The organism is Aliiroseovarius sp. S1123 (assembly GCF_023015885.1).
Taxonomy (GTDB): Bacteria; Pseudomonadota; Alphaproteobacteria; order Rhodobacterales; family Rhodobacteraceae; genus Aliiroseovarius.
The window spans coordinates 18,849-43,628 of the sequence record NZ_JALKBE010000002.1; the positions used below are offsets into that span (position 1 = coordinate 18,849).

At 59.9% G+C, this 24,780-nt stretch carries 22 protein-coding genes and 1 pseudogene; 11 read left to right on the forward strand and 12 right to left on the reverse strand.

The features are described 5' to 3' along the window. The 8 genes from MWU53_RS03535 to MWU53_RS03570 all read left to right on the forward strand — a co-directional run bounded on the left by MWU53_RS03535 (position 1) and on the right by MWU53_RS03570 (position 8,947). The gene (locus tag MWU53_RS03535; protein ID WP_247090583.1) at positions 1–1,260 is read left to right on the forward strand and encodes a nitrous oxide reductase family maturation protein NosD; all 1,260 of its coding nucleotides are present in this window, start codon (positions 1–3) and stop codon (positions 1,258–1,260) included. Then, positions 1,250–2,146: an ABC transporter ATP-binding protein gene (locus tag MWU53_RS03540; protein ID WP_247090584.1), complete on the forward strand. Its 897-nt coding sequence runs from the start codon at positions 1,250–1,252 to the stop codon at positions 2,144–2,146. Before MWU53_RS03535 ends, MWU53_RS03540 begins: the two co-directional genes overlap by 11 nt. Further along, complete coding sequence (locus tag MWU53_RS03545) at positions 2,143–2,964, forward strand: ABC transporter permease subunit (protein ID WP_247090585.1); 822 nt, start codon at positions 2,143–2,145, stop codon at positions 2,962–2,964. Before MWU53_RS03540 ends, MWU53_RS03545 begins: the two co-directional genes overlap by 4 nt. Continuing rightward, entirely contained in the window at positions 2,961–3,479 is a 519-nt protein-coding gene (locus MWU53_RS03550; protein ID WP_247090586.1) for a nitrous oxide reductase accessory protein NosL, read from the forward strand. Before MWU53_RS03545 ends, MWU53_RS03550 begins: the two co-directional genes overlap by 4 nt. Further along, complete coding sequence (locus tag MWU53_RS03555; RefSeq protein WP_247090588.1) at positions 3,476–4,375, forward strand: FAD:protein FMN transferase; 900 nt, start codon at positions 3,476–3,478, stop codon at positions 4,373–4,375. The genes MWU53_RS03550 and MWU53_RS03555 overlap by 4 nt, the downstream gene beginning before the upstream one ends. Positions 4,376–4,516: 141 nt before the next feature. After that, positions 4,517–5,215: a Crp/Fnr family transcriptional regulator gene (locus MWU53_RS03560; RefSeq protein ID WP_247090590.1), complete on the forward strand. Its 699-nt coding sequence runs from the start codon at positions 4,517–4,519 to the stop codon at positions 5,213–5,215. A 293-nt stretch (positions 5,216–5,508) separates the two neighbouring features. Then, positions 5,509–7,053, forward strand: a complete 1,545-nt coding sequence (locus MWU53_RS03565) for an AMP-binding protein (protein WP_348647021.1) — start codon at positions 5,509–5,511, stop codon at positions 7,051–7,053. Next, complete coding sequence (locus MWU53_RS03570; protein ID WP_247090592.1) at positions 7,046–8,947, forward strand: phosphopantetheine-binding protein; 1,902 nt, start codon at positions 7,046–7,048, stop codon at positions 8,945–8,947. The genes MWU53_RS03565 and MWU53_RS03570 overlap by 8 nt, the downstream gene beginning before the upstream one ends. 100 nt (positions 8,948–9,047) lie before the next feature. Here MWU53_RS03570 and MWU53_RS03575 read toward each other — a convergent pair whose 3' ends face one another. From MWU53_RS03575 to MWU53_RS03585, 3 genes are read right to left on the reverse strand one after another with little or no spacing between them, the layout of a single operon-like run. Then, on the reverse strand, positions 9,048–9,479 hold the full coding sequence (locus MWU53_RS03575; RefSeq protein ID WP_247090593.1) for a GFA family protein: 432 nt from the start codon (positions 9,477–9,479) through the stop codon (positions 9,048–9,050). Positions 9,480–9,504: 25 nt separating this feature from the next. Further along, positions 9,505–10,440 carry a carbon-nitrogen hydrolase family protein gene (locus MWU53_RS03580; protein ID WP_247090594.1) on the reverse strand — a complete coding sequence of 312 codons (936 nt, stop codon included), beginning with the start codon at positions 10,438–10,440 and terminating at the stop codon, positions 9,505–9,507. Beyond that, positions 10,437–11,303 carry a class I SAM-dependent methyltransferase gene (locus MWU53_RS03585; protein WP_247090595.1) on the reverse strand — a complete coding sequence of 289 codons (867 nt, stop codon included), beginning with the start codon at positions 11,301–11,303 and terminating at the stop codon, positions 10,437–10,439. The genes MWU53_RS03580 and MWU53_RS03585 overlap by 4 nt, the downstream gene beginning before the upstream one ends. Positions 11,304–11,430: 127 nt before the next feature. On the opposite strand from MWU53_RS03585, the gene MWU53_RS03590 reads away from it, so the two are divergent. Continuing rightward, positions 11,431–13,032 carry a winged helix-turn-helix domain-containing protein gene (locus MWU53_RS03590; RefSeq protein WP_247090596.1) on the forward strand — a complete coding sequence of 534 codons (1,602 nt, stop codon included), beginning with the start codon at positions 11,431–11,433 and terminating at the stop codon, positions 13,030–13,032. 142 nt (positions 13,033–13,174) lie between these two features. Beyond that, positions 13,175–13,447 (forward strand): annotated as a pseudogene (locus MWU53_RS03595) (glycine betaine/L-proline ABC transporter ATP-binding protein); the annotation flags it as partial. A gap of 210 nt (positions 13,448–13,657) precedes the next feature. On the opposite strand, the gene MWU53_RS03600 reads toward MWU53_RS03595, so the two are convergent. Genes MWU53_RS03600 through MWU53_RS03625 form a run of 6 tightly spaced genes read right to left on the reverse strand, consistent with a single transcriptional unit; the run spans position 13,658 to position 20,732 of the window. After that, positions 13,658–14,443, reverse strand: a complete 786-nt coding sequence (locus tag MWU53_RS03600; RefSeq protein ID WP_247091731.1) for a carnitinyl-CoA dehydratase — start codon at positions 14,441–14,443, stop codon at positions 13,658–13,660. 14 nt (positions 14,444–14,457) lie between these two features. Continuing rightward, positions 14,458–16,485, reverse strand: coding sequence for an acetate--CoA ligase family protein (locus MWU53_RS03605; RefSeq protein WP_247090597.1), 2,028 nt, complete (start codon positions 16,483–16,485; stop codon positions 14,458–14,460). A 1-nt stretch (position 16,486) separates the two neighbouring features. Further along, positions 16,487–17,647 carry an acyl-CoA dehydrogenase family protein gene (locus MWU53_RS03610; RefSeq protein ID WP_247090599.1) on the reverse strand — a complete coding sequence of 387 codons (1,161 nt, stop codon included), beginning with the start codon at positions 17,645–17,647 and terminating at the stop codon, positions 16,487–16,489. Then, the gene (locus tag MWU53_RS03615) at positions 17,647–19,041 is read right to left on the reverse strand and encodes a carnitine 3-dehydrogenase (protein WP_247090601.1); all 1,395 of its coding nucleotides are present in this window, start codon (positions 19,039–19,041) and stop codon (positions 17,647–17,649) included. Before MWU53_RS03615 ends, MWU53_RS03610 begins: the two co-directional genes overlap by 1 nt. A 6-nt stretch (positions 19,042–19,047) precedes the next feature. Next, positions 19,048–19,824: an SDR family oxidoreductase gene (locus MWU53_RS03620; protein ID WP_247090603.1), complete on the reverse strand. Its 777-nt coding sequence runs from the start codon at positions 19,822–19,824 to the stop codon at positions 19,048–19,050. Continuing rightward, positions 19,821–20,732 carry a 3-keto-5-aminohexanoate cleavage protein gene (locus tag MWU53_RS03625; protein WP_247090604.1) on the reverse strand — a complete coding sequence of 304 codons (912 nt, stop codon included), beginning with the start codon at positions 20,730–20,732 and terminating at the stop codon, positions 19,821–19,823. The genes MWU53_RS03620 and MWU53_RS03625 overlap by 4 nt, the downstream gene beginning before the upstream one ends. A gap of 82 nt (positions 20,733–20,814) precedes the next feature. On the opposite strand from MWU53_RS03625, the gene MWU53_RS03630 reads away from it, so the two are divergent. Next, positions 20,815–21,789, forward strand: coding sequence for a helix-turn-helix domain-containing protein (locus MWU53_RS03630; protein ID WP_247090605.1), 975 nt, complete (start codon positions 20,815–20,817; stop codon positions 21,787–21,789). Here MWU53_RS03630 and MWU53_RS03635 read toward each other — a convergent pair. Genes MWU53_RS03635 through MWU53_RS03645 form a run of 3 tightly spaced genes read right to left on the reverse strand, consistent with a single transcriptional unit; the run spans position 21,764 to position 24,759 of the window. Next, a complete protein-coding gene (locus MWU53_RS03635) occupies positions 21,764–22,420 on the reverse strand; it encodes an NnrU family protein (RefSeq protein WP_247090607.1) in 657 nt (218 codons plus the stop codon). The two genes, MWU53_RS03630 and MWU53_RS03635, sit on opposite strands and share 26 nt — an antisense overlap. A 48-nt stretch (positions 22,421–22,468) precedes the next feature. Continuing rightward, positions 22,469–23,431 carry a glucokinase gene (locus tag MWU53_RS03640; protein ID WP_247090609.1) on the reverse strand — a complete coding sequence of 321 codons (963 nt, stop codon included), beginning with the start codon at positions 23,429–23,431 and terminating at the stop codon, positions 22,469–22,471. Continuing rightward, positions 23,431–24,759 (reverse strand): GH1 family beta-glucosidase, encoded by a 1,329-nt coding sequence (locus MWU53_RS03645; protein WP_247090611.1) that lies wholly within the window; start codon positions 24,757–24,759, stop codon positions 23,431–23,433. Before MWU53_RS03645 ends, MWU53_RS03640 begins: the two co-directional genes overlap by 1 nt. Between the last annotated feature and the right edge of the window lie 21 nt (positions 24,760–24,780).

Here is a 24,780-nt window from a genome sequence, read left to right on the forward strand (position 1 = left end):
ATGCGGTGGCCCCTGACCCTTGGACTTGTCTTCACTGCCAGCCTTGCGCAGGCAGCCGAATGGGATGTTCCCAATCGGCCGGGGGCCATTGCAGAAACACTTTCCCGGGCCGCAGAAGGCGACACGCTTCGCCTGCGGCCCGGAACCTATTATGAAACCGTAGTGCTGGACAAATCCGTGACGCTGGACGGCGGCGGCGCGGCCACGATTGACGGGCAGGGCAATGGCAGCGTGATCACCGTGACCGGTGACAACGTGACCGTTCAGGGGCTGACCGTGACAGGGTCGGGGTCCGAGCATGATGGGATTGATTCAGGCATTCAGCTTTTGAAAACCGCAGATGCGCCCATCGTTCGTGACAATGTGCTTCTGGGCAATCTTTACGGAATTGATGTTCACGGCGCCGAGGATGCGCTGGTGTCTGGGAACCGGATCGAGGGCCGTCAGGACCGCCACATGAACGCGCGCGGCAACGGCATCTATGTTTGGAACGCCCCCGGCGCGATTGTTGAAGACAACGAGGTCCGCTGGGGCCGCGATGGCATCTTCGTCAACTCGTCGAAAAGGAACATCTTCCGGGGCAACACGTTCCGCGATCTGCGTTTTGCCGTGCATTACATGTATGCCGACAACACCGAAGTGTCGGGCAATGTTTCGATCGGTAACCACCTTGGCTACGCGGTCATGTTCTCGACCCGGGTGAAGGTTACGGACAACGTGTCCATCAACGACCGCGATCATGGTGTGATGCTGAACTATGCCAACCGCAGCGTGATCACCGGAAACTATGTGAAGAACGCGACCGAGAAATGCACGTTCCTTTACAATTCGAACAAAAATGACTTCTCGGGCAACTGGTTTCAGGGCTGCGGGATTGGCATTCACTTTACTGCTGGATCCGATGACAACCGGATCGTGGGCAACAGCTTCATCGGCAACCGTACGCAGGTGAAATACGTGTCGACCAAATGGGTCGAATGGTCCGAGGACGGGCAGGGCAACCACTGGTCCGACTTCGCCGCGTTTGACGTGGACGGAGACGGCGTGGCCGACGCGCCCTATCGCCCGAATGACAGCATGGATCATGTGCTGTGGACCCAACCTGCCGCAAAAATGCTTCTTGGCTCACCGGCTGTTCAGCTGGTGCGCTGGTCTCAATCCGCTTTCCCCGCGCTTTTGCCGGGCGGGGTGGTGGATTCACATCCACTTATGCAGGCCCCAACACCGCCTGCAATCGCAAAGGTGCCCCATGACGGATAACGCACTGACCATTGAAAACGTTCGGAAAGATCGTGGCCGCACGACTGTTCTGGATGACGTGTCCCTGACCGTGAACCCCGGCGAGCGCGTGGCGCTTTTGGGACATAACGGGGCAGGGAAATCCACCCTAATCAAAACCATTTTGGGCCTGACCCCCCTCACTGATGGCCGGATCCGCGTCGATGGCGCGCATCCCGGCTCTTCACAGGCCCGCCGCTCGACCGCTTACCTTCCCGAAGCGGTCAGCTTCCATCCTGCCCTGACAGGCCGCGAACAGTTGACGCTGTTCGCCCGCCTCGACGGGCAGGGTGCTGATATTCCGGGGCTGTTGGATCGTGTGGGTCTGGGCGATGCGATGGACCGTCGAATTGGCGCCTACTCCAAAGGCATGCGCCAGCGTCTGGGGTTGGCACAGGTGCTTCTGGGTCAGCCGAAAGTCGCGCTGCTAGATGAACCCACCAGCGGTCTCGACCCGATCTCACGCCAAGACCTTTACGCCATCATTGACGAGCTGGCCGCGCAAGGCACTGCCGTTCTGATTGCCAGCCACGCCCTGACCGAGGTCGAGGCCCGCACTGACCGCATCGCCATCCTGCGCAAGGGTGTGAAAGTGGCCGATGATACGCTCGAGGCACTGTCGGCCAAAGCTGGCCTACCAACCAAACTGCGTATCCGCGCGACCGGCGCCCACGCAGACCAGATCGCCGAAACGATGGGCGGAACTCGCATTAATGGCGCCTCGGTTGAGGTCCTCTGCACTCCGGACCAGAAAATGGCGCGACTGCGGGACGTGGCCGCGATGGGTGATGCTGTCGCGGACATTGAAATGACGCCGCCACGGCTTGAAGACCTTTATCGCCACTATGCCAAGGAGGGGATGCAATGACCCGTTTCCTGTCGATCGCTGCGACCGAGATGCTGATCCTGCGCCGCAACCGTTGGCTCTTGATGGCGACGATCGTGATGGTTCTGTTTGCACTGGCCCTGACCTTTGCAGGCAGCGCGCCCACGGGCACGTTGGGCGTTGATATGTTGACCATTTCGGTCACCTCGATGACAACCCTGTCCGTTTACCTCGCACCGCTTCTGGCGCTGATGATTAGCTTCGACGCCATCGCGGGCGAAGCTGAACGCGGCAGCCTGTCGCTGCTTCTGTCCTACCCGGCTGGGCGCGGGGAAATCCTGCTGGGCAAGTTTGCGGCACATCTGGCAGCATTGGGGTTTGCCATGACGGTTGGCTTCGGTACGGCCGGCGCGATTGCCGCGTGGTCCGGCGGGGCAGGGCCCGACAGCCTGATCGCATTGGCCCGCCTGATCGCCACCTCGATCCTGCTGGGTGCTGTTTTCCTTGGGCTTGGCTACCTCGTCTCGGCCCTGTCGCGCAGCGCGACCGCTGCGGCTGGTCTGTCGGCCGGCCTGTGGCTGGTGTTCGTTGTGCTTTATGACCTTGGCCTTTTGGGCGCCGTGGTGATGGATGGCGGAGGGAACTTCACCCGCACGATCTTCCCGTGGCTGATGGTGGCGAACCCGGCGGATGCGTTCCGAGTTTGGAACATCGCAGCCTCTGACGGTGTTGCGCTTGCGTCTGGCATGGCAGGGGCCGCACAGACATTGCCCGCCTGGGCCGCGCCGGCATCCTTGCTCATCTGGCCCGTTCTGGCCTTCCTTCTGGCCCGCGCTGCTTTCAAGAGGGTTGAACCATGAAACGCTTGATTTTTCTTGCGGCCCTCACGCTGGCTGCCTGCAATGAAGACGAGGCAAAGGCGCCTCCGCCCCCCGTCGATCTGACGGAACAAGCGCTTAGCTATTTCTGCCAGATGAACATTGCCGAACATGGTGGCCCAAAAGGGCAAATCCACTTGGACGGCCACCCTGCACCTCTGTTCTTCGCGCAGGTGCGTGACCTGATGGCCTATCTGAAAAGCCCCGAGCGGGACGCCGAAATTACCGCCGTCTATGTCAGCGACATGGGGTCGGCCCCAAGTTGGTCAGAGCCGGGTATCTCGAACTGGATCCCGGTTGGCGAGGCCAGCTTCGTGGTCGGTGCACCGGTTGCGGGCGGTATGGGTGCCCCCGAAATCGTGCCCTTCCATAGTCCCGACGCCGCTACCGCGTTTGTCGACATCTATGGCGGCGAGGTGTTGCCGCTGGACGCCATTCCTGACGACGCCGTTCTGGCCCCCGTTGACCTGACGCTTACCTTGGAGACCCCATCATGACCCGCTTTGATCGCCGTCGTTTCCTGACCATCACTGCCGCTGCCATGGCTATACCAAGTGCAGCTGCGGCGTCTTCAGTTGCGCGTTGGACCGGGCGAGCGTTGGGCGGACCTGTGTCGATGCAATTGGTCGGTCTGAACGATGACGCGGCACAGCCCATTTTCAAGGCCGTAGAAGCCGAGTTGGCGCGATTGGAGGCGATCTTCAGCCTGTATCACCTTTCGTCAGAACTGGTCCGTCTGAACCGGGATGGGCAGTTGCCGACCCCGTCCCCCGAGCTGCTGTCCGTCCTCAGCCTGTGCAGCGCACTGCATACGGCCAGCGACGGTGCGTTCGACCCCAGCATTCAGCCCTTGTGGCGCGCCATTGCGCTGAAAAAAGATGCGGACGCGGTTTCGCGGGCCAAGCAAGCGGTCGGCTGGTCGCGCGTGCGTTATGACGAAAGCAGTATTCGCCTTCCAGAGGCAGGCGCGTTGACCCTGAATGGTATTGCGCAAGGCGCGGTGACAGATGCTGTCGTCGATCTTCTGAAACGCCACGACCTTCAAAACGTTCTGGTCGATATGGGGGAAATTGCAGCTGTCGGAAGCGGGCCAAGCGGCCCTTGGACCATTGGGGTGTCGCTGCCCAATGGCACGCTCGTGCACCGGTTGACCGCGCAAGACCGGGCCGTCGCAACGTCTGTTCCTTATGCGATGACCATTGGGATGGAACAGGGTCATATCTTGACCCCGACAGGAGCCCGCGCTCGCGCGAAGATCACCTCGGTATCCGCACCTCGTGCGGTTCTTGCAGATGGGCTTTCCACTGCACTTTGTCTCGTGCCGGCATCTCGTTCGGTCGACATTATTCAGGCCTTTAAAGGCGCCCGTTTAGAGTATTTCGAGCAGGCATAGACACCCGCTCAGTTTGCGCTTGTAGGGCCAGTTGAAATTGGTCTAACGGGCTATTGCACCAGCCACATGTTCCATGTTGGCTGGTTGCAATTCTGCCGTGGAACGGCGTATTCATAATATTCCAGGTTAAGGGAGCCAGATATGCAGCCTGAGCATAAGGCGGTGGCGCATCAGTCTTTGCTGTTAAGCAGCATGCCGGCGGATGATGCCGAGGCATTGCTCTCGCGTGCCAGCGTGATCAACTATGACCGCGGTCAAACAGTCTTTTTGCAGGGCGAACGGGCGACCGCAATCTTCATAGTGGTAGATGGCTGGGCAAAGCTTTATCGTATTGCGCCAAGTGGTGCCGAAGCTGTCGTGGGGGTGTTCACCAAAGGACGCAGTTTTGGCGAAGCTTTGGCCTTTCGTGGCGATGTGTACCCGGTGTCATCAGAAGCTGTGACGAAATGCACGCTTTTGCGCATCGACGCCGAGGACTATCTGCGGCGCATCCGGGAAACGCCCGAAACCGCAATTTCTCTGCTGTCCGCCACTTTTGTGCACTTGCACAACCTCGTTTCTCAGATCGAAGCTTTGAAAGCGCGCACCGGTGCCCAGAGGGTCGCCGAGTTTCTTTGTGAACTTGCAGAGTGCCAGACCGGGGCATGCGAAGTCGTGCTTCCCTATGACAAAATCCTGATTGCCGGGCGACTTGGTATGAAGCCCGAAAGTCTAAGCCGAGCTTTTGCCCGGCTGAAGGACGAGGGGGTTCAGGTTAAGCAGAATCGAGCTAAAATCGATGATATCGATCATCTTCGCATCTATTGTGAAGAAGACCCTGCGCAAGCTTGGGTGCGATGAACCGTAGCCCACTTGTTTTCCAGTAACTTGCGCTCGTACGGTGCTGCAATGTGAGGACCGGGGAGAGACGAGAGGATATCCGGTGGTAGAACAACCGCGTTAAAATCTCGCTCCTGCAAGTGCGAACTCCTCTGACTGCTACGCCACTTACTTCGCCGGTTGCCGACCCCAATTGCTGGCCGCGCGTGGTGTGTCGCAATTGTGAGCTAGAGCGCGTTGACGAATTGCGTTAAACATGAGGTCGAGCATGATCAGGTCTTTTTGCATGACCTGAGTGGCGTGGGGGTGGACGTGTGGATACAATTCTGGCGCGACATTCGTCCGAACGGGCGATAGCGGATTGGGTTGAAGATAATTCAGAAGTGTATGGGAATGCGCCGGCACTTTTTAACATGTCTGGTAGCGTGGCCATGACACATGCCGAGGTGGCCGATCGTGTCAGCGCGCTTGTCACGGAATTTCGTGCGCTTGGCATAGGTCGCGACACACGGGTCGCGGTGTGTCTGACAGACGGGCCAGAGACCTTGACGGTCCTTCTGGCGCTGATGAGCATGTCTGCGGTTCTACCCATTCACCCGACCGCCGCGGTAGATACCTTCGAGAAGATGGTTGAAAAGCTGGACATCTCGGTCGTGATTGGTGCGCACCGGCCTGTCTCGGCAGCCTGGAAAATCGCCGAGGCACGCGGCATTTGCTATGTCGCGGTCGAAACAGACCCCTCCAGTCCGGCTGGCGTGTGTCTGACGCCGCATCGGCGGGTCGATAATCCGTCACGGGCGCAGGCTGGGCTGGATGATGTGGCGTTGTACATTTCGACCTCTGGGACCACAGGAAGCTCGACAGTCGTGGCGATTACGCAACGCAGCCTTGATCGCAACGTTGCGACCCACGGCGCGCTAAATGGCTATGGGCCGGGGGATCGCGCCATTTGCGTGATGAGCTTCACCTATCTATTCGCCTATGTGCGGGCCTCGCTACCGATACTGCAGCGCGGAGGGGCGGTGATCGTGGCCCCGGGTTATCGCTTTGCGGATATGCAGAACTGTTGCGAGACCTTGAAGCCGACCAGCATGACCGCGACGCCGACTATCCTTCAGAAACTTCTCGCCGATTGCGACGCAAGAGGCTGGCGGCCTGAACCGGGTGTGCTGCAAAGGCTCCACGCCACCGGAGAGGCCATTCCCGATACGCTGCGGGCCCGATTGCATGCGATGTTCGGGGCGCGTCTGGGTACCAACTACGGAATGACCGAGGTGTCGCCGCAGGTGGCGGCCTACGGGTCAGAAGAGCAATTCGAACCGGGCGCTGTTGGACGTATTGTAGCGCCTTGGTGCGTTGATATCGTTGATGAAAACGGCGTGGCTTTGCCCCTTGGGTCCGTCGGGCGCATTGCTCTGCGGGGCGGGTATGTAAACGCTATTGTCGGGGCAGAGAAAGAGACGCGGTTCGATCAAGAGGGACGTTTCCTGACGGGGGACCGGGGATTTGTAGACGATGCAGGCATTCTGTTTATCGCGGGCCGCGCGGATGAGGTTATCAACCGGGGCGGCGAAAAGCTGGACCCCAAGGTCATCGAGCAATCCCTTGAGCGTGATCCAGATGTCCAACGGGCGGTTGTCTTTGGTGTGCCAGACCCAAAACTGGGGCAAAAGATCGTGGCTCTGATTGTCCTGCGCAATGGTGCCACACGCAGTGTCCAAGATATCCGCGAGGGTGCAGGCACACAGATCGCTGGCTGGGGGATGCCAGAGCGGCTTGTCGTTGTGCCTGATGTTCCGACCAACGCGAACGGCAAAGTATCTCGGCGCGACCTGTCTTTACGGTATGCGGATGCCTGAACTTGACGTTACAACTCCTGCCCTGATCGGCGTGGATGCAATCCGGGAAGATCTTCTTTCCGTATTTCGAAACGCGCTTGGGCGTTCTGATTTCGGCGCACGCGAAGGGTTTCTGAACGCGGGCGGTGACTCGCTGACTGTCATCGAAACCATTCTGGAAATTGAGCAGAAATACGGGGTTTCGCTGTCGGCTGCCGAGTTTATGGCGCTTGATACAGCCGAGAAGCTTTCACTCCGCATTGTGTCTGCGATGCAAGAGTGCGACCCGGAAATGGGGTCCGTGGAAAGCCCGGAAGGTGACGACCGCACGTTTCTGACTGTTGTACAGGACGGGACGGACGGGCCCCCACTTATCTGCACCTATGGACGCACTGGCGAGGCTGCATTTGCCGTCACAGCCGCGGGAATCCTGCCTGATAATCAACCCGTTGCGGCGCTTCAGGTCCGCGCAGGTAGCCTCATGAGTGACGGTGTGCGCTCGGCGCAAGATCTGGCAAGATCGAATGCCGAAGCAATACTGCGACACTATCCGAACCGTCCCTGCGTGCTGTTAGGGTATTCGCTTGGGGCGCATGCAGCGCTCGCTGTTGGCAATGAACTTGCCCGGCGCGGATCCCCTCCGGCCCTGATTGTGGTTCTGGACGACGAGGCGGATCTGGACCGTCGGCTTTTTGGCATCGCGCAAGGGCCTTGGGCCGCCACAAGTAGAAAGCGGTTATTAGATAAAATACTAAGAGCCAATGCAGCCAAGCCGATCGCCACGCGTCTGGTCTATATCCGGTCGTCGGAAAACGATGCCCATTATCGGTCTGACCCGACCTGTGGCTGGGGCGAAATCGCAACGGGTGGAGTGAGCTGCTATAATCTTCCATTCAACCATTTTGATTTTGTGAAAGAGCCTTGTCTGCGCCAGATCGTGCCAATCCTGCTGAAAGAGATGACGGCGCTTGGTCCGGATGCTCTGACGCCGGACAAGGCGCAATTCTTGCGGTTTGATGCACGGCGGGCCGCGCGAGAAGGGGATTTGCCATACGAGATTTCATGCCTGCAGCAAGCGATTGATGACAACGAAGACCAGCCGGTCTGGGTCTATGCCAATCTGGCGGAAGCTCTGTTCCAGAAAGGTGACAGCGTCGCCGCGCGAGAGGCGCTATTGCAGGCGCGCCGTCGCGAAACGTGGCAACTTTCTTTGGATCTTCGGTTCCTGTCCGTGTTCCAGAAAGCCGGGTTCGAGGATGACCTTGCAGATGTTCTGCGCCGACTTGCGAAACTACAGGCCGACCACCCCTCGGTGTATGAGCAAAAGGCGCGTGTGTACTTCCGACTTGGAGATTTAGATGCCTGTGAGCGTGCGTTGCGCGCGGGGTTGGCGATGCATCCGACGCACCAGCGGTTGTCGCGTTTGATGGTGCGGTATTTGGCTCGGATTGCGGCCTGGCCCAAGCTGGCAATGACAGCCGAGCGTGTGCTTCAAGCGCATCCAAACACATCGTCTGTTCGGACCTTGCTGATCAGAGCCTACACAAATTTGGGATGCCCCGAGCGGGCATTGCCCTTCCGCAATGACATCATGACGAGCGATTACATGAATGCAAATGGGCTTGTCGCATTTGGCAAGGCGCTAGTCGGTTGTAATCGGATGTCCGAGGCGCTTGAAGTCGCCGACATGGCCGTGTCGGTGGCGCCCTCCGATCCAAGCGTGCATTCCTTGCGCAGTGAATGCTTGGCGGCATTGGGGCAACCGTCTGAAGCGGCGGCGGCAAAAAAGCTTACTCGCGATTTGCAGGACAGCTCGTCGCTTGGCCCAATGGTGAAGGCCAAGTTGGGTTTGGCGAAGCGCGCGCTTTCGGCTGTCCGCGCGCGCATGGATCGTTCGCGCCTGTCCGGTCGGTAATGTGTTCTGCGAAACAAGGCCTAAACCCGCTGCGCCAAAGCGGCTGGGGCGACGAGCTTGATTGACCAAGTGTCATTGATATGACCGACTAACGGCACTGCTATTCTGGAAGCTCCTTCCCACTCCCACCAGCTTCTGAAGGCATGTCGTTAAATTTCGGAAGGCCATCGGGCATGCGCAGGACGGTCTCAGCATAGTGAACGTGCAGGGCGGGTTGGAACTCTAGATCCGGCAACATGGCCGCATAGATGTCGACCAACCCCATTTCCGGGTGGTCCGTCATCAAGTGACCGCCACAGGATGTACAATACTTCCGGTGGCTCTGGTCAGTCTTGGCATAGGTCGCGATCTGATCCTCGCCTGCGGTGATGGTCAGGCTGGCTGGGTCCCACAGCGTGAAGGCATTGACCGGCGCTGCCGACCATGTTCTGCACGACGTGCAGTGGCAATAGCCCATCCCGGCGGGGGTGCCGTTGACCGAGAAAGTGACTTTTCCGCAGAAACAGCTTCCTTCATAGGTGTGATCTGACATGAGAGTTCTCCTTATTTTTTGGTGGTTAATCGGTGAAGGTTGCAGGCGGTTGCGCCGCACGGTTGACGGACAGGTTGAACACGTCCGGACGGGCATAGTGGCCAGCGACGTCAAATTTGCGACGCGAGGCGCGGGCCTCGGCGGGATCAATCTCGGCCAGCAACAGGCCTTTCTCTCGGTGCATCGGGCCAGCTGCGATACCACCAAAGGGCTTGTAGATCACGGCGTCGCCGGGGTTCACCCACTCGTCCTTATTGGGGAACAATTCGTCGTAATGCGGGATGTCGGTCGGGATGTCGGCGACCTCAAGCGCCGTCGCACAGCCGATCACCCAGCAGCCGCCTTCGCGCGCGATGTGCTGCATTGTGGCCAGCCATGTGTCGCCGCTGTCCCATGTGGGCGCGACATAGATGTCGATGTCTTGGGCATACATCGCGAAACGCGCCAAGGGCATGTAGTTTTCCCAGCAGATCAGCGCGCCGATCCGGCCCACGGCGGTGTCGGCCACCTTAAGGCCTGATCCATCCCCAAAGCCCCAGACCATGCGTTCGGGGTTGGTCGGCATCAGCTTGCGATGATTGTTCGCGATGGTGCCGTCCGCATCGATGATCACGCAAGAATTATAGAGGGTCGAGCCTGACACGGCTCCGTCCAGTTCCTGATAACCCGCGACAACGACCATCTCGTGCTCGCGTGCCGCGTCCTGCAGCGGGGTCATGCCCCCGCGGCTCAGATCAATGGAATTGGCTTGCATGCGGGTAAACAGCTCGTCGGTTTTTCCCATGCCCGCGCCGGGCGGCAGGCGCCAGACGAAGGTGGGATAGCCGGGAAACCAGGCCTCGGGGAAAACGATCAATTTGGCGCCTTCAGCGGCGGCCTTTTCGATCAATCCGACAGCACGCTCCATGCTGGCGGCCAGATCAAGATAGACGGGTGGTTCCTGAACTACTGCGGTTTTCATTGGAAGTCCTTTCCATTGCGGCCAGAGACGATGACCATTTCACAGGGGCCGACAAAGCCGTCTTTGGTTTCATAAGCAGACAGTGCATCCGCGATTTCATCCCAGACGCTTTCCTGTTCCGCTTTGCTGAGGCCTGAAAGCATCTGGTGTAGCGCCCCAAAGCTTTCTTTTTCGAACCGCAAACAGTCCGCGGCATGGGGCAGGCGCAGCGGCGCCTCGGTCACGCGCTCTTCGATGTCGTCGAACCCCGCGTTTTGCAGCACGTCTGCCAGCACACCCGCGCCACCAAGGCTGAAGGGGCCGGGCTGTCCGGGCAGCGGCGGCGGCAAGGCCGCGCGGTCGCGGATGATGGATACCGGGGTCGAAAAGAACCCGTTGCGATCCGGCGTGGAATAGACCATCGCAGCGAACCGCCCGCCGGGTTTCAGCGCCCTGCGGATGCGACCCAATGCGGCTTGTTGATCCGGGAAGTAGATCAGGCCGACACGCGAAATCGCGGCATCAAACGAGGCCGGGGGTACGTCCAACGCCTCGCCATCGGCGACCAGAGTGTCCAGCTGGTCATGCCCTGCAGCACGTGCGTTCTCGGCAGCAAACTCTAGGATGTTTTCCGAGATGTCGGTCGCCAGCACACGGCCCGTTGGACCAACACGCGCGGCAGCGACAAGGGATTGCTCGCCAGCCCCCGCAGCCACGTCCAGAACATGGCTGCCCTGCGTGATTCCGGCCATATCCAGCATGGTTTCGGTCGCAGGCCCCAGCCATTCGTTCAGAACACGCCCCCAATCATTCCACGCTTTTGCTGCATCCTGCCACTGTGCATGTGTGGTCGTTTTGTATGTTTCAGCATTGAACGCCGTCATCGTATGTCCTCCTGTCAAAACTCTTCTGAAAGCCTGCAAAACATCGACGAAAAAAGTCCCAACGGTTTTCCGACGGTTTTCCGTTTTTTGCGCTATGATGAAAAAAACTCTATGAAAGCGCGTGCTTATGTCGTCCTCCGAAGATCATGCCCAATACGTTGTGCTGGATCACATTGTGACGCCTGATACCAACGAGATCGCGTTGGGGGATCAGGTCACACGGCTTGAACCGAAGTCGATGGAGGTGCTTGTTCACCTCTTCGCCCACGCCGGAGAGGTGGTGTCGCGCGATCAGCTTCAGGATGCGATTTGGGGCGATGTGATTGTGGGCGACGACAGTCTGACCAATGCGATCATCAAGATCCGCAAAGCCTTCAAGGATAATGCCCGCAACCCGCGTGTGATCGAAACCATCCCAAAACGCGGCTATCGCTTGATTGCCGATGTGTCACCGATTGCGCCATCGCGCGCGGAGGGATCTAAGTCAGGGAGTATGCTTGTCGCCGGGGCTGGAATGCTCGTCTTGATTGCCGGCCTGTTCTTCGCATATTGGCCCGCCGGTGAAGCTGAGCCCGAAGTCGTCATAGAGTCCGATGACCGCGTTCACGTCGCCGTCGCACAGTTTCAGAACATCAGCGGAGATCCCGCGCAAGACTATCTGGCGCAGGGCGTCCAACAGTCCATTCTGAACGGGCTGGTTGGGGTGCAACAGGTCGTGGCGTCCCAGTTGAACGCCGGTTCAAGCGCTGATTTTCATTTAGAAGGCAATGTTTTGCGTGCGGCGGAACGCATTCGGATCGATACACGACTGAGCGATGCCCAAACGGGTGTGATCCTGTCGACCCAACGACATGACCGCGCATTTTCAGATCTGTTAGAGGTTCAGGCCCTGATCGAGGCTGATATCGTCGCAGCTTTGGCGCTTGACATCGACTTGGCGCAACGGACGGCCCAATCGCGTGGACTGACCGATAGCATTGATGCCTATGATTTGTTCCTGCAAGCCCGCGCGGCCCTTTTACCGCGCGACCCGCAAAGCAACACCCGCGCTCGTAGGCTGTATCAGCAAGCGATCACTCGTGATCCCAATTTTGCCCGGGCTTATGGCGGTTTGGCCCTGACCCATGCCGCTGATTTTCGTAACGGATGGGTGAATGATACAGAACATGCTCTTGAACAGGCGCAGGCGATGGCGGAAACGGCGCTAAGCATTGATCCCAATCTGCCCGAGCAATATTGGGTGATCGGATACGTTCAGACCCAGAAGCGCAATTTCACCGCGGCCGAGGCCGCCCTGAACGAGGCGCGAAAGCGGGATCCCGGATACGCTGACGCGTTGGCGCTGCTCGGGGGTATTCGGACATACGCGGGACAGCCTGCCGACACGCTCCCACTATTGCGCGAGGCAATCCGTCTGCGCCCGAACGGAGGGTATCTTTATTATCTTCTGCTGGGACGGGCGTATTATTTTCTAGATGATTGTGCACAGGCCATGATCAATCTGGGCGAAGCGTCCACGCGCAATCCCTCGAACCTGGAGGCACACATATACATGGCCGCATGTCTGGTGCGCCAAGGGGACATTGCGGGGGCCGAATGGGAAGCGGAGGAGGTTCTAAGCATCGAGCCCACCTTCATGCTCGAGAGCTTTTGGGCGACATATCCGATGACCGCGCAGACACAGATCAAGACCTTATCTGCGGATGCCAGAAAGGCAGGTCTGCGTTAGTCGCGCCTGCATGAAGATAGCAGTCAGGCGCAATCTAACTAGGTCGCTCGACGTCTCTATTTCCATTTAGCAAATTATAACAATGACTTGCGTGGTGCATGTTGCATTGATGGCCCCTGCCATGCTTCACTGTTGGCACAGCTCGGCGCTGGACCCGCTCATCCGCATGGATATGCCGGGCATCTTACTTGAGCTTCAGGAAGAGCTGCACAAGACCATCGTCTTCATTACCCATGACTTAGATGAGGCACTGCGTATTGGCGACAATATTGCCATCCTGCGGGACGGAGCGTTGATCCAGACCGGCGACGGGCAGGACATCGTGTTGCATCCGGCAGGCGACTATATCGCGGACTTCACACGCGAGATCAACCGCGCCAAAGTGGTGCGCCTGCGCGTGCTTCAAAAGCCGCTGAACGGTTGCTGATACAACCGTTCTTGAAGACGCACTGGATGTGATCGATGGGGCAGAAGGGCACATGGTGCCGGTCAAGGACGCATCCGGTAAAGTCACAGGGCAGGTTCATCTGGCCGATGCCGTAGCGGCGATGCACGCATAAATCATACTCGCGAAAAACCGAAAGGGCGGCCATGAAAGCCGCCCTTTAACTTGTCTTGAATGGGACTATTTGCCCTTCCACACCGGATCACGTTTCTCGGCAAAGGCGCGTGCGCCTTCTAGCTGATCCTCCGAGCGATAGAGCTTTTCGACCGTTTCAAACTGGCTTTTGGTGATCTTGTTCAGCGCGTCCTGGAACTTCATGTCCTCAGCTTCGCGCACCACTTCCTTAATGGCGGCGTAGACCAGCGGTGGGCCGGACGCCAGAAGCTCGGCCAATTTGCGGGCCTCGGCCATTAGATCTGCGGCAGGATAGATATGGTTGATCATACCCCAGCGCGCAGCTTCTTCGACATCAATCCACCGCCCGGTCAGTAGCATTTCCATCGCGATGTGATAGGGAATCCGCTTGGGCAGCTTGATCGAGGCCGCATCCGCCACCGTGCCCGACCGGATTTCCGGCAGCGCAAAGCTTGCGTGATCGGCGGCAAGGATGATGTCGGCAGACAGCGCCAGTTCCAACCCGCCCCCGCAGCAGATGCCGTTCACAGCCGCGATAACGGGCTTGTTCAGCCCGCGCAGCTCTTGCAGTCCGCCAAAGCCGCCAACGCCATAGTCGCCGTCCACTGCATCTCCGTCGGCGGCTGCTTTCAAATCCCAGCCGGGGCAGAAAAACTTTTCGCCTTCGGCGGTCAGAAGCGCGACACGCAGATCTGGATCATCGCGAAAAGCGGTGAAGACGTCTCCCATGATTCGGCTGGTAGCCAGGTCAATGGCATTTGCCTTCGGGCGGTCCAGCGTGACCTCGAACACATGGCCATTGCGGGCGGTGCGGATCGGGCCTTCGGTCAGGTTTGTCAGGTCGGTCATGTGTCTCCTCCGGTGCGGATCAGGGCATCTGCAGCCACGGCGCGATCTGCCATGACCATAAGCGGGTTTACTTCAACTTCGGCCACGGGGTTGGCCATTACATAGGACTGGATTGCGTCAACCGCGTCTAGCACAGCGTCGATATCGGCGGGCAGTGCGCCCCGATACCCGGCGAGCAAGGGCGCAATTTTCAGCAGTTCGAGCGCCGTGCGGACGTGGTCGCGGCTTGCAGGCACCAGCAACGAGCGACTGTCCTTCAAGATCTCGGTCAACGTTCCCCCTGCCGCAAGTGTCAGCACATAGCCGTGTGCGGGGTCATGGGTCACACCCACAAGAAGCTCTGCCAGCACGCCGGTCAACATCTCTTCGACAAGGAAGCTGTTGGTGGGCATTCCGCGCGCGGCGTCTGCGACGGCGTCGGCGCTGGTCAGGTTTAGCGCGACCGCCCCGGCCTCGGTCTTATGGGCGATGCCTTCGCCTTTCAGAACGACCGGGAAGCCCAAGTCCTTGGCGGCCTCGGCGGCGGCGTCGGGCGCGGGGACACGCTGTGCGCCGGGCACCCGCAGTCCAAACGCCTCCAGCGCGGTCTTTGCGTCGGCTTCGGACAATGTCGTGCCTTCGTCCGATGGTGGCTCCAGAAACAGGGGCGTTGCCTGTGCCGGGGGCAGGTTCGCCGCCAGATCAATCGCGGCCATCGCCTCGGCCATCCCAGAAAATGGTACGATACTGCGCGTCATCAGGTTCCGCGCCACGTCTTCGGGCATCGTATCGGTAAGCGAGGCCAGAATACCCATAGGGCGCCCCGTGGCGGTCATAGTGGCCTCGACCGCATCGATCACCTTGTCCCACTCAGCACTGTCGCAACGATCTGCGCGCGGGAAGTCCAGAACCACCAGACCGAGCGCGAGATCGTTTTGCATAAGGGCCGTGAAGGTTGCGGTCATCGCCGCCACATCGCCCCAGATATAAGTGTGATAGTCCAAAGGGTTGGCCAGCGACACCTTGGGGCCCAAAGCCGTGCGCAACCCGTCAGACTGGGCGGGTATAAGGGCAGGGAACTCGACGCGGAGCGGATGGGCCGCATCGGCGATCAGGCTGGCCTCGCCGCCCGAGCACGAGGCCGAGGCGATCCGGTTAGAGCTGAGTGGACCGGTGACATGCAGAAGCTTCAAGGCCTCAAGAAAGGAAGACAAGTTATCCACCTGTCCAATCCCGAGGCGCTCCAGAAGCGCGACTGCGCCAGCGTCGCTGCCGGCAAGCGACGCCGTGTGCGATATGGTGGCGGCACGGGCTTGATCGGACCGTCCGATCTTCAGCGCGACGATGGGTTTGCCAAGGTCCGCCGCCCGCCCGGCCAGCGCCTCGAACGCGCGCAGGTCGCCAATCCCTTCAATATGAAGCCCCAGAACCGAGACGCGAGGATCTTCCAAAAGCGCTTGCCCAATCTCGGCCAGGCCGGTTTGCGCCTGATTGCCCGCAGTGACCACATAGGCCACGGGAAGGCCGCGTTTCTGCATGGTCAGATTGATCGCGATGTTCGAGCTTTGGGTGATGATCGCCACGCCACTGTCGCAGCGGTTGGCGCCATGCTGGTCGGGCCAAAGTGCGGCGCCGTCCAGAAGGTTCAAAAACCCGTAGCAGTTGGGGCCGATGATCGGCATTTCCCCGGCAGCATCCAGAAGCGCCTGCTCCAGCGCTTCACCATCATGAAGCTCGGCATTGGCTTCGCGAAAGCCCGAGGCAAAGCAGATTGCGCCCCCTGCACCGACAGCAGCCAGCGCGGCAACCGCCTCGATGGTCACCTTGCGGTTTACGCCGACAAAGCTGGCGTCTGGGTCCGAGGGCAGGTCTTCGATGGACGGGTAGGCGGGTAACCCGCCGACCTCGGGTTTTGATGGGTGGACGGGCCAGATCTCGCCCTGAAAGCCCACTTTGCGGCATTGCTCGATCACGTTGGCGCACCAGAATCCACCGCCAATCACGGCGATGGAACGCGGTCGCAGAAGCCGGTCTAGACGGCTCATCTTAGGCGCCCAGCGGCCGGAACAGGTCGCGGCTGATGATGTGGCGCTGGATTTCTGATGTACCGTCCCAGATCCGTTCCACTCGGGCATCGCGCCAGAAGCGCTCAATCGGGAAGTCGTCCATCAGCCCCATGCCGCCAAAGACCTGCAGGCTGGCGTCGGTTACACGGGCGAGCATTTCGGACGCATAAAGCTTTGCCGACGCGATTTCGCGGTTGGCGGGCAGGTTCTGGTCCAGCCGCCACGCACCCGAGAGGGTCAGCCAGTCGGCGGCGTCGATCTCGGTGATCATGTCGGCGATCTGAAAACTGACGCCCTGAAACTTGGCAATGGGCTGGCCGAATTGCTTGCGTTCAGCGGCGTAGTCCAGCGCCAGATCAAAGCAGCGTCGCGCGCGGCCCACGCAGAACGCCGCGACGGTCAAGCGCGTGGCATAGAGCCATTCGTTCATCACCGCAAAGCCACCATCGACCTCGCCCAGAACCTGAGCGTCGGGCAGGCGGCAATTGTCGAAATCAAGTACGTAGTTCTTATAGCCACGATGGCTGACGGACTTATAGCCCTCGCGCACCTCGAAGCCCGGCGTGCCGCGGTCGACGAGGAAACAAGTGATGCGTTTTTTCGGTCCTCTGGGGGTTTCATCCACACCCGTAGCCATGAAAACAATAAAGAAATCAGCATGTTCTGCGCCAGAAATAAAGTGCTTCGATCCGTTCAGAATCCAGTCACCCCCGTCACGCACCGCACTGGCCTTCATGCCGCGCACATCAGATCCGGCATCCGGTTCAGTCATTGCAAGCGCATCCATCTTTTCACCCCGCACGGCGGGCAGAAGGTAGCGCTCTCGCTGGTCGCCGTCGCAGGCCATCAAGATATTTTGAGGCCGCCCAAAGAAATGGGTCAGCGCCATCGAGCCACGCCCAAGTTCGCGTTCCACCAGCGTGAAATCGAGGTGGGACAGACCCGCACCCCCGACTTCCTCCGGGAAGTTGCAGGCATAGAAGCCAAGGTCGACGACCTTTTGCTTGATCTCCATGCCCAGCTCATGCGGCACCTGACCGGTGCGCTCGACCTCGGCCTCAAACGGATAGATTTCGTTTTCCACGAAAGACCGCACGGTCGAGACGATCATTTCCTGTTCGTCGGACAATCCGAAATGCATCAGGCGTCTCCTTTGGCGTGCAGTTTGGCAAGCGCCTCGACCCGTGCTTCGACGGCGGGGGCTGGCGGGCAGGATTTGCGGGTGTTCAGGTCCACGTGCAGCAGGAACTGGTCGCAGGTGGCCAGCAGGCCGTCATCTGATCTGCGTTTCATTTCGTGCCACAGACGCAGTTTCTTGCCTTCACCAAGGGTGACGGTCGTATCCACATAGACCGCTTCGCCCGCATGGCATTCATCAATGTATTTGATGTTGGTTTCCGCCGTGAAATAGCTGAGGCCCGAGGCAATATAGTCGGGATCCGCGCCCACATGGATCATGATACGGTCAGCGGCGTCCGAGAAGATCTGTCCATAGCGCCCTTCGTTCATATGGCCGTTGTAGTCGGTCCAATCGATCGGCACGTCACGGGCGACAGTGCGCATCGGGGTCTCGTCAGACATAGCAGGCCACAGACCCCCTTCGTGTTCACGGATCACGCGACCCGCGCCAGAGCCATCACCACGGGCTTTCAAAGCACGCAGCATGGACACAAGGTTGTCATCGCGCAGGCGCTCCAACTCGCGGATCGACAAGTGGCCGGATTGGGCGTCTGACTGGCCCGCGATCAGGTCCACCAGCTCGTCCGTGAATTCGGGCACGTCCATCAGTTTGGTCCAGGGCCACGACAGGCAGGGGCCAAACTGCGCCATGAAGTGCTTCATACCTGCTTCGCCACCGGCCACACGGTAGGTTTCAAACAGCCCCATCTGCGCCCAGCGAAGGCCAAAGCCCATGCGGATCGCCTCGTCGATTTCCTCGGTGGTGGCGATGCCGTCTTTGACCAGCCACAGCGCCTCGCGCCAGACGGCTTCAAGGAAGCGGTCGGCGATGTGGGCGTCGATTTCTTTGCGAACCTTCAGGGGGTACATCCCGATGCCGCCTAGGATGTTGGCTGCGCGGGTGCAGGTTTCTGCGTCGCCAACCAATTCGATCAACGGCAGAAGATAGACCGGGTTGAACGGGTGGGCAACAATCGCGCGTGCGCCTTTTTCGTTCAATTCCGAAGGCTTGAAGCCCGAAGTTGATGAGCCGATGATGGCCGTTAGGGGGGCCAGTTCCATCAGGCTCGCGTGTACCTTGTGCTTCAGATCAAGCCGTTCGGGCACGCTTTCCTGCACCCAGTCCGCATCTGCTACCGCCTCGGCCAGATCAGCGTGATAGGTAAGTCTTCCTTCTGTCGGCAGCGCCGTTTCATAAAGCCCTGGAAGCGCGCGGCGTGCGTTCAACAGAACTTCGTTGATTTTACGTTCAGCCTCGGGGTCGGGGTCGAACACGGCGACGTCCCAACCGTTCAAAAGGAAGCGCGCGGCCCATCCGCCGCCGATCACGCCACCGCCAATAATCGCTGCTTTCATTGTCGTCTATCCTACCAAGCTTTCTGTATGTCCATCGACGGCCAAGGCCTGACCTGAGACCTTGGAGCTGGCGTCCGACGCCAAGAAAAGCGCCGTGTCTGCCAAATCGTCTGCCGTGACCCAAGTTTTCATCGCCACGCCCGTGACATAGCGTTTGCGCAATTCTTCCGGGTCCAGCCCGTGTGCCTTGGCCTCGCGGGTGATAACCCGTTCCATGCGCGGGCCTTCGACGGCACCCGGGCACAGCGCATTGACGCGGACTCCGTAAGGGCCGAGCTCAGACGCCAGCGTTTTCATCAATCCAATCACGCCCCATTTCGCCGTCGCATAGGGCGAGCGCATCGGATATCCCCACAGTCCCGCCGTGGACGAGGTCAGAAGCATGCTGCCGCTGCCTTGTTCCTTCATATGACGTGCTGCCCATCCACAGGCCAGAAACGCGCCGTCCAGATTGGCCGAAAGGCAGGCGCGCCAATCGTCCAGTGACAGGTCTTCGATCGGACCAGCCGGACCGCCGGTGCCCGCATTGGCGCAGAGCATGTCAACGCCGCCCCAGTCACTATCGAGCTGGTCAAACAGCACTTGCATCTCGTCCGGCTGGGTCACATTAGCCGCGACCGAGATCACGCCGGGCAGGGCGCTTGCGGTGTCCTCCAATGCCTTGGCGTCGATATCACAAATCGCAACCGTCGCGCCTTCGGCGTGGAAGCGGCGGGCAAAGCAGGCGCCAATACCGCTGCCGCCCGCCGTGATCAGAACACGCTTTCCTTCAAGCCCGTTCATACAGGCGCCCTTTTCACCAGACCCAGCTTTTCACGCACTTCGGCGGGGCCGATGATCCGGGCACCCATGCCCTCGATCACGCCGCGGGCGCGCTCGACCAGTTGTGCGTTGGTGGCCAACACGCCCTTGTCGAGCCACAGGTTGTCTTCCAGCCCGACGCGCACATTGCCACCAGCCAGAACCGAGGCGGCCACATAGGCCATCTGATTGCGTCCCAGTCCGAAGGCCGAGAAGGTCCAGTCGTCCGGCACATTGTTCACCATCGCCATGAAGGTATTCAGATCATCCGGCGCCCCCCACGGCACGCCCATGCACAGCTGAACAAGGGCGTTGGGTTCCAAAACCCCTTCCTTCACCAGCTCTTTGGCGAACCAAAGATGGCCGGTGTCGAAGGCCTCGATTTCGGGCTTCACGCCTAGATCGGTCATCATCTGCCCCATGGCGCGCAACATGCCGGGGGTGTTGGTCATCACATAATCCGCTTCTGCGAAGTTCATCGTGCCGCAATCCAGCGTACAAATTTCGGGCAGACACTCGGCCACGTGGGCGACGCGTTCCGCTGCACCCACCATATCTGTTCCGGCCTCATTCACCGGGAAAGGGGCTTCGGTTGGGCCGAAGACGATGTCGCCGCCCATCCCGGCGGTCAGATTCAGAACGACGTCTACATCAGCGCCACGAATACGGTCTGTGACCTCGCGGTATAGCTTCAGATCACGCGAGGGCGCGCCGGTCTCGGGATCGCGCACGTGGCAGTGCACAACAGCGGCGCCCGCCTTGGCGGCTGCGATGGCGCTGTCGGCGATTTCCTTCGGGCTGCGCGGCACATGGGGTGAGCGATCTTGTGTCGAGCCCGAGCCGGTCACGGCGCAGGTGATGAAAACGTCTCGGTTCATGGCAAGCGGCATCCTGTTTCCTCCTGATGCGGAATTTCACCTGTTCATCACAGGGGGAATTGACGGATGTTTCTGTGCGGAATTAGATGTAAGTATGCAGATTTGGTCAAAATCCGACTCCAGAACGCGTGAAATTGCGTTTCTCCTGTTCGACAGGTTCTCGAACCTCGCGCTTGCAAACCTGTTGGAGCCGCTGCGCGCAACCAACACGCTGTTGGGGCGCGAGGCGTACCGCTGGCGCATTGTGACACCGGATGATGAGGTGGCGCATACCTCAAGCGGTTTGCCGATTATGCCCACGGCGCGTTTGGTCGATATTGACAAGGGGGACGTGGTTTATGCTGTGGCCAGTTATGACCATGTTCGCCACGCAACTGCGCAGACACGCAAGGTTCTACGCGGATTGGCCGGGCGTTTCTCATCCGTGGCAGGGGTGGATGCCGGGTGCTGGCTGTTAGGGGCGGCAGGGCTTCTGGATGGGTATCGTGCAACCATTCACTTTGATCTACAGGATGCCTTTGCCGAACACTTCACCGAAATCGAGGTCGAGCGGGCGCGATGGTTGCAGGATCGCGACAGGATTACCTGCAGCGGGGGGATGGCGGCGTATGAGCTGACCTGCGAGTTGATCGGGCAGGATCACGGAGCTGCCATTTTGCTAGAGATCAACCAGATGTTCATGTCCGAGAACGCCACCGCGCCACAGATCGTCGCGCGTGCACGTTCGGATCGCCGTGTGGACACATGCTTGCGCGCGATGGAAGCCAATATCGAGGCCCCGCTGACCATTCCTGCTTTGGCGCGACTGTCGGGCTGTCGGCAACGCGATCTCGAGGCGCGTTTCGAACGCCACTTCGGAGCATCACCCCGCAAGGTCTATCGACGCCTGCGCCTGAATGCGGCGCGGCGGATGTTGGAAGCAGGCGGATTGTCGGTTGCGGAAGTATCGCTTCGATCAGGATACGCGGATGCCAGCGCCTTTGCCCGAGCGTTCCGGCAAGAGTTCGGTTTGACGCCTTTGGCGGTTGCACGCGGCGAACTGGTCAGGGCAGGGGTGTCACGCCGATGATCGCGCTGTGAAAGTGTATGAGCAGAAGATACACGAAGATGCCAATGCAGACGCGCCCCAGACCTGATCTGGTGAAGCTGACGTCACGCTGCGTGTTCGCCAAGTGTTGCCAGTTCTCGAGGCCCAGAAGTCTTTGATTGCGTCTGTCAATGATCCGCATGCCAAGGGCTGAAAACCCCGCGAAGATCCCAAACAGGATCACATGTGCCAGATTGCCATTAGGTACCAGATGCCCCAGCGCCCAGATCAGAAGCGCGACTAAAAGAGGGTGGCGCATCCAGCCCACGATGCCGGGGGCTTGCGGGTCAAACTTGTGATTGTCCCGCCCTCCGAAAGACAGCGGGTTGGGGCGCGCGATGGCGAGCGCAACGATGGTGACGGAAACCGCCATCGTCAGAAGCGTCACGTGGTTTTGCCAGGGTGCCCAGGGCCATAGCACGACAATTGGGGCGCGACCGGATGCGTGGATCACGAAGCCAAGGGCTGCGATGGACAGCATTGAATAGCCAAGCGTGAAGCCGCGCGCGCCCAGATGAGCGACGACCCTAGCCTTGTTCGCGGGGCGCACGGGGATCGAATGCGTCAGAAAAAACACAAGGATCGCAAAGATGTAGATGGCCCAATCCAGCATGGATGCCTCCGGGGTCGTTCAGAATAGACGCGTCATACCCAAACCGGCCTAGTGCGCGTTGCGGAACTCTTCCAAGAAACTGGCACATCCGGTCAATGCGGCATAGTCGTCGGTGACCAGATGGATCGGAAACTGATCCAAAAATGGACCAAATCGCCCCTTGTCATACCACGCGGCCTCAAAGTCAGTCTGCCCGAGCCACGGCGCAATGGCGCGGGACATCCCGCCCACCAGATAGATCCCACCAAAGGGCAGGTTGGTTAGGGCCAGATCCCCCAGCACGGTGCCGAGGATGCAGCTAAACAGGTTGATCGCGTCCTTCGCCATGTCGTCATCGTCGTCCGCCGAAGCGAAAACCTGTGCGGATTTTGCTCCGGTGGGCTGACCCGCGCTGTGACGCAGCCAGTCGTGACAATGCCCAAGCCCGCGCCCGGACAAGGCGTCTTCAATCGCTGCGTGGTTGAACCGGCTGCGCAGATATTCGGCGAAAGCAAACTGATCAGCGGTGCTGACGGGCAGGGTGGCATGACCACTTTCAGCAGGCGGCACAAGCCGCCCGGCTTTCGTGTGATAGGACGCGGCCGAGTTGAACCCAGTGCCAATACCGACCACCAGCTGTGCGGCCTCCGGGCTAGCGGTTTGGCCTGCTCGGATGACCTCGACTTTTGCAGGGTCAAGAGCTCCGATCGCATGGGCCTGCGCCTGCAGATCGTTAAGCACATGCGCATCCGGTGCGCCGGTCGCCTGCGTCAGGGAGGCACAATCTATTGCCCAGTCCAGATTGGTCAGGCGTCCTTCTCCGTCACGCACCGGTCCGGCGATGGCGACGGCGGCCTGCTCGAACATCGCCGTGTCATGGCTGTTCCGGTAGGCCGATAGGATGTCGGTCAGGCTGTCGTGGTCCGCATTGGCAAACTTGCGAATGCTGTCCGGCAGAACCTGCCCGTCGCGCGCGATGGCAACGCGGGTGTTGGTGCCGCCGACATCCGCGACGATCGAGTGGTGTGGCATCAGCTGTTCAAAGCCTCTCTGATAGCGCTAAACGATGCCTTCGGATAACGGTTTAGCGACGTCCAGTCCACATGTATCAGGCCAAATCTTGGTGCATATCCCAGCGCCCATTCGTAATTATCCAGAAGCGACCAAGTGAAATAGCCCTTCACCGGCACGCCTTGCGCAACGGCGTTCTGGACCTGCGCCAAATGTGCGGCCAGATAGGTGATGCGGTCCGGGTCAGACAGGGGATCGCCTGCCAGTTCGGAGATCCCTGCCATCCCGTTTTCGGTCACATAGATCGGCAGATCGCCGGTATACTCGCGCTGAATCATGGTCAGGAAATAGGACAGACCCTCGGGATAGATTTCCCAGTTCATGGCAGTTTTGGGCAGGGGGCCTTCGACCTCAACCGTGGCGGGCCACGGGGCGCCGGCGGGGGCCGCGTCATAGAGCTTGCGGGTGTAGTAGTTCAGGCCGATCCAGTCGATCGGTTGGGTGATCGTGTCGAAATCATCCTGCCACCTGTCTGGAAAATGCGCGCCAAGGCCGTCCAGTACCTCGTCGGGGTAACAACCTTTGGTGATGCCCGAGATGAAGAACCGGTTATAGATTGCATCCTGAACCTGTGCCGCGCGCCGCGCGCCGTCTGTTTCGTTCGCGGGGGCGGCGAACTCCATGTTGCAAACGGCACCAAGGTTACTCATGCCCAGCCCGCGCATCACTTGTGTGGCACGCCCGTGGGCCAACAGCACATGATGCATTGCCCGCGCGGTGGCGCGGATGTCGCGCAGACCCGGCGCATGCGCCCCTTCGAAATGCGACAGCCACGAGACGCACCACGGTTCGTTGATCGGCGCGGCCGACCAGACACGATCCCCGATCCGAGACATGATGACCTCGGTGTAGTCCGCAAACCAGCTGGCGATATCGCGGTTGCGCCAGCCGCCCAGATCGGACAGGGGCGAGGGAAGCTCCCAGTGATAAAGGGTCGCGGCAGGTTTGATCCCGCGTTCCAGCAGCCCGTCAACAAGGCGGTCATAGAAATCCAGGCCTTGCGCATTTGGCGTGCCGCGTCCCTCGGGCAGGACCCGGGCCCAACTGGTCGAGAAGCGATAGACGTCAAAGCCAGCCTCTTTCAGCAGGTCCAGATCCTCGTCCAGACGGGTCAGGTGATCACAGGCGATGGCGCCGCTCTCGGCCCCCGCGACATTGCCCGGGGTTGCAGCGAAGTCGTCCCAATGGGTGCGCCCGGCGCCCCCTTTGGCGTGGCCTTCGATCTGATAGGAGGACGTCGCGGCCCCGAACAGAAAATCAGACGGGAAATCAGAGCGATGTGGCAGCATCAGTCTTGTTCCTTCAGTTAT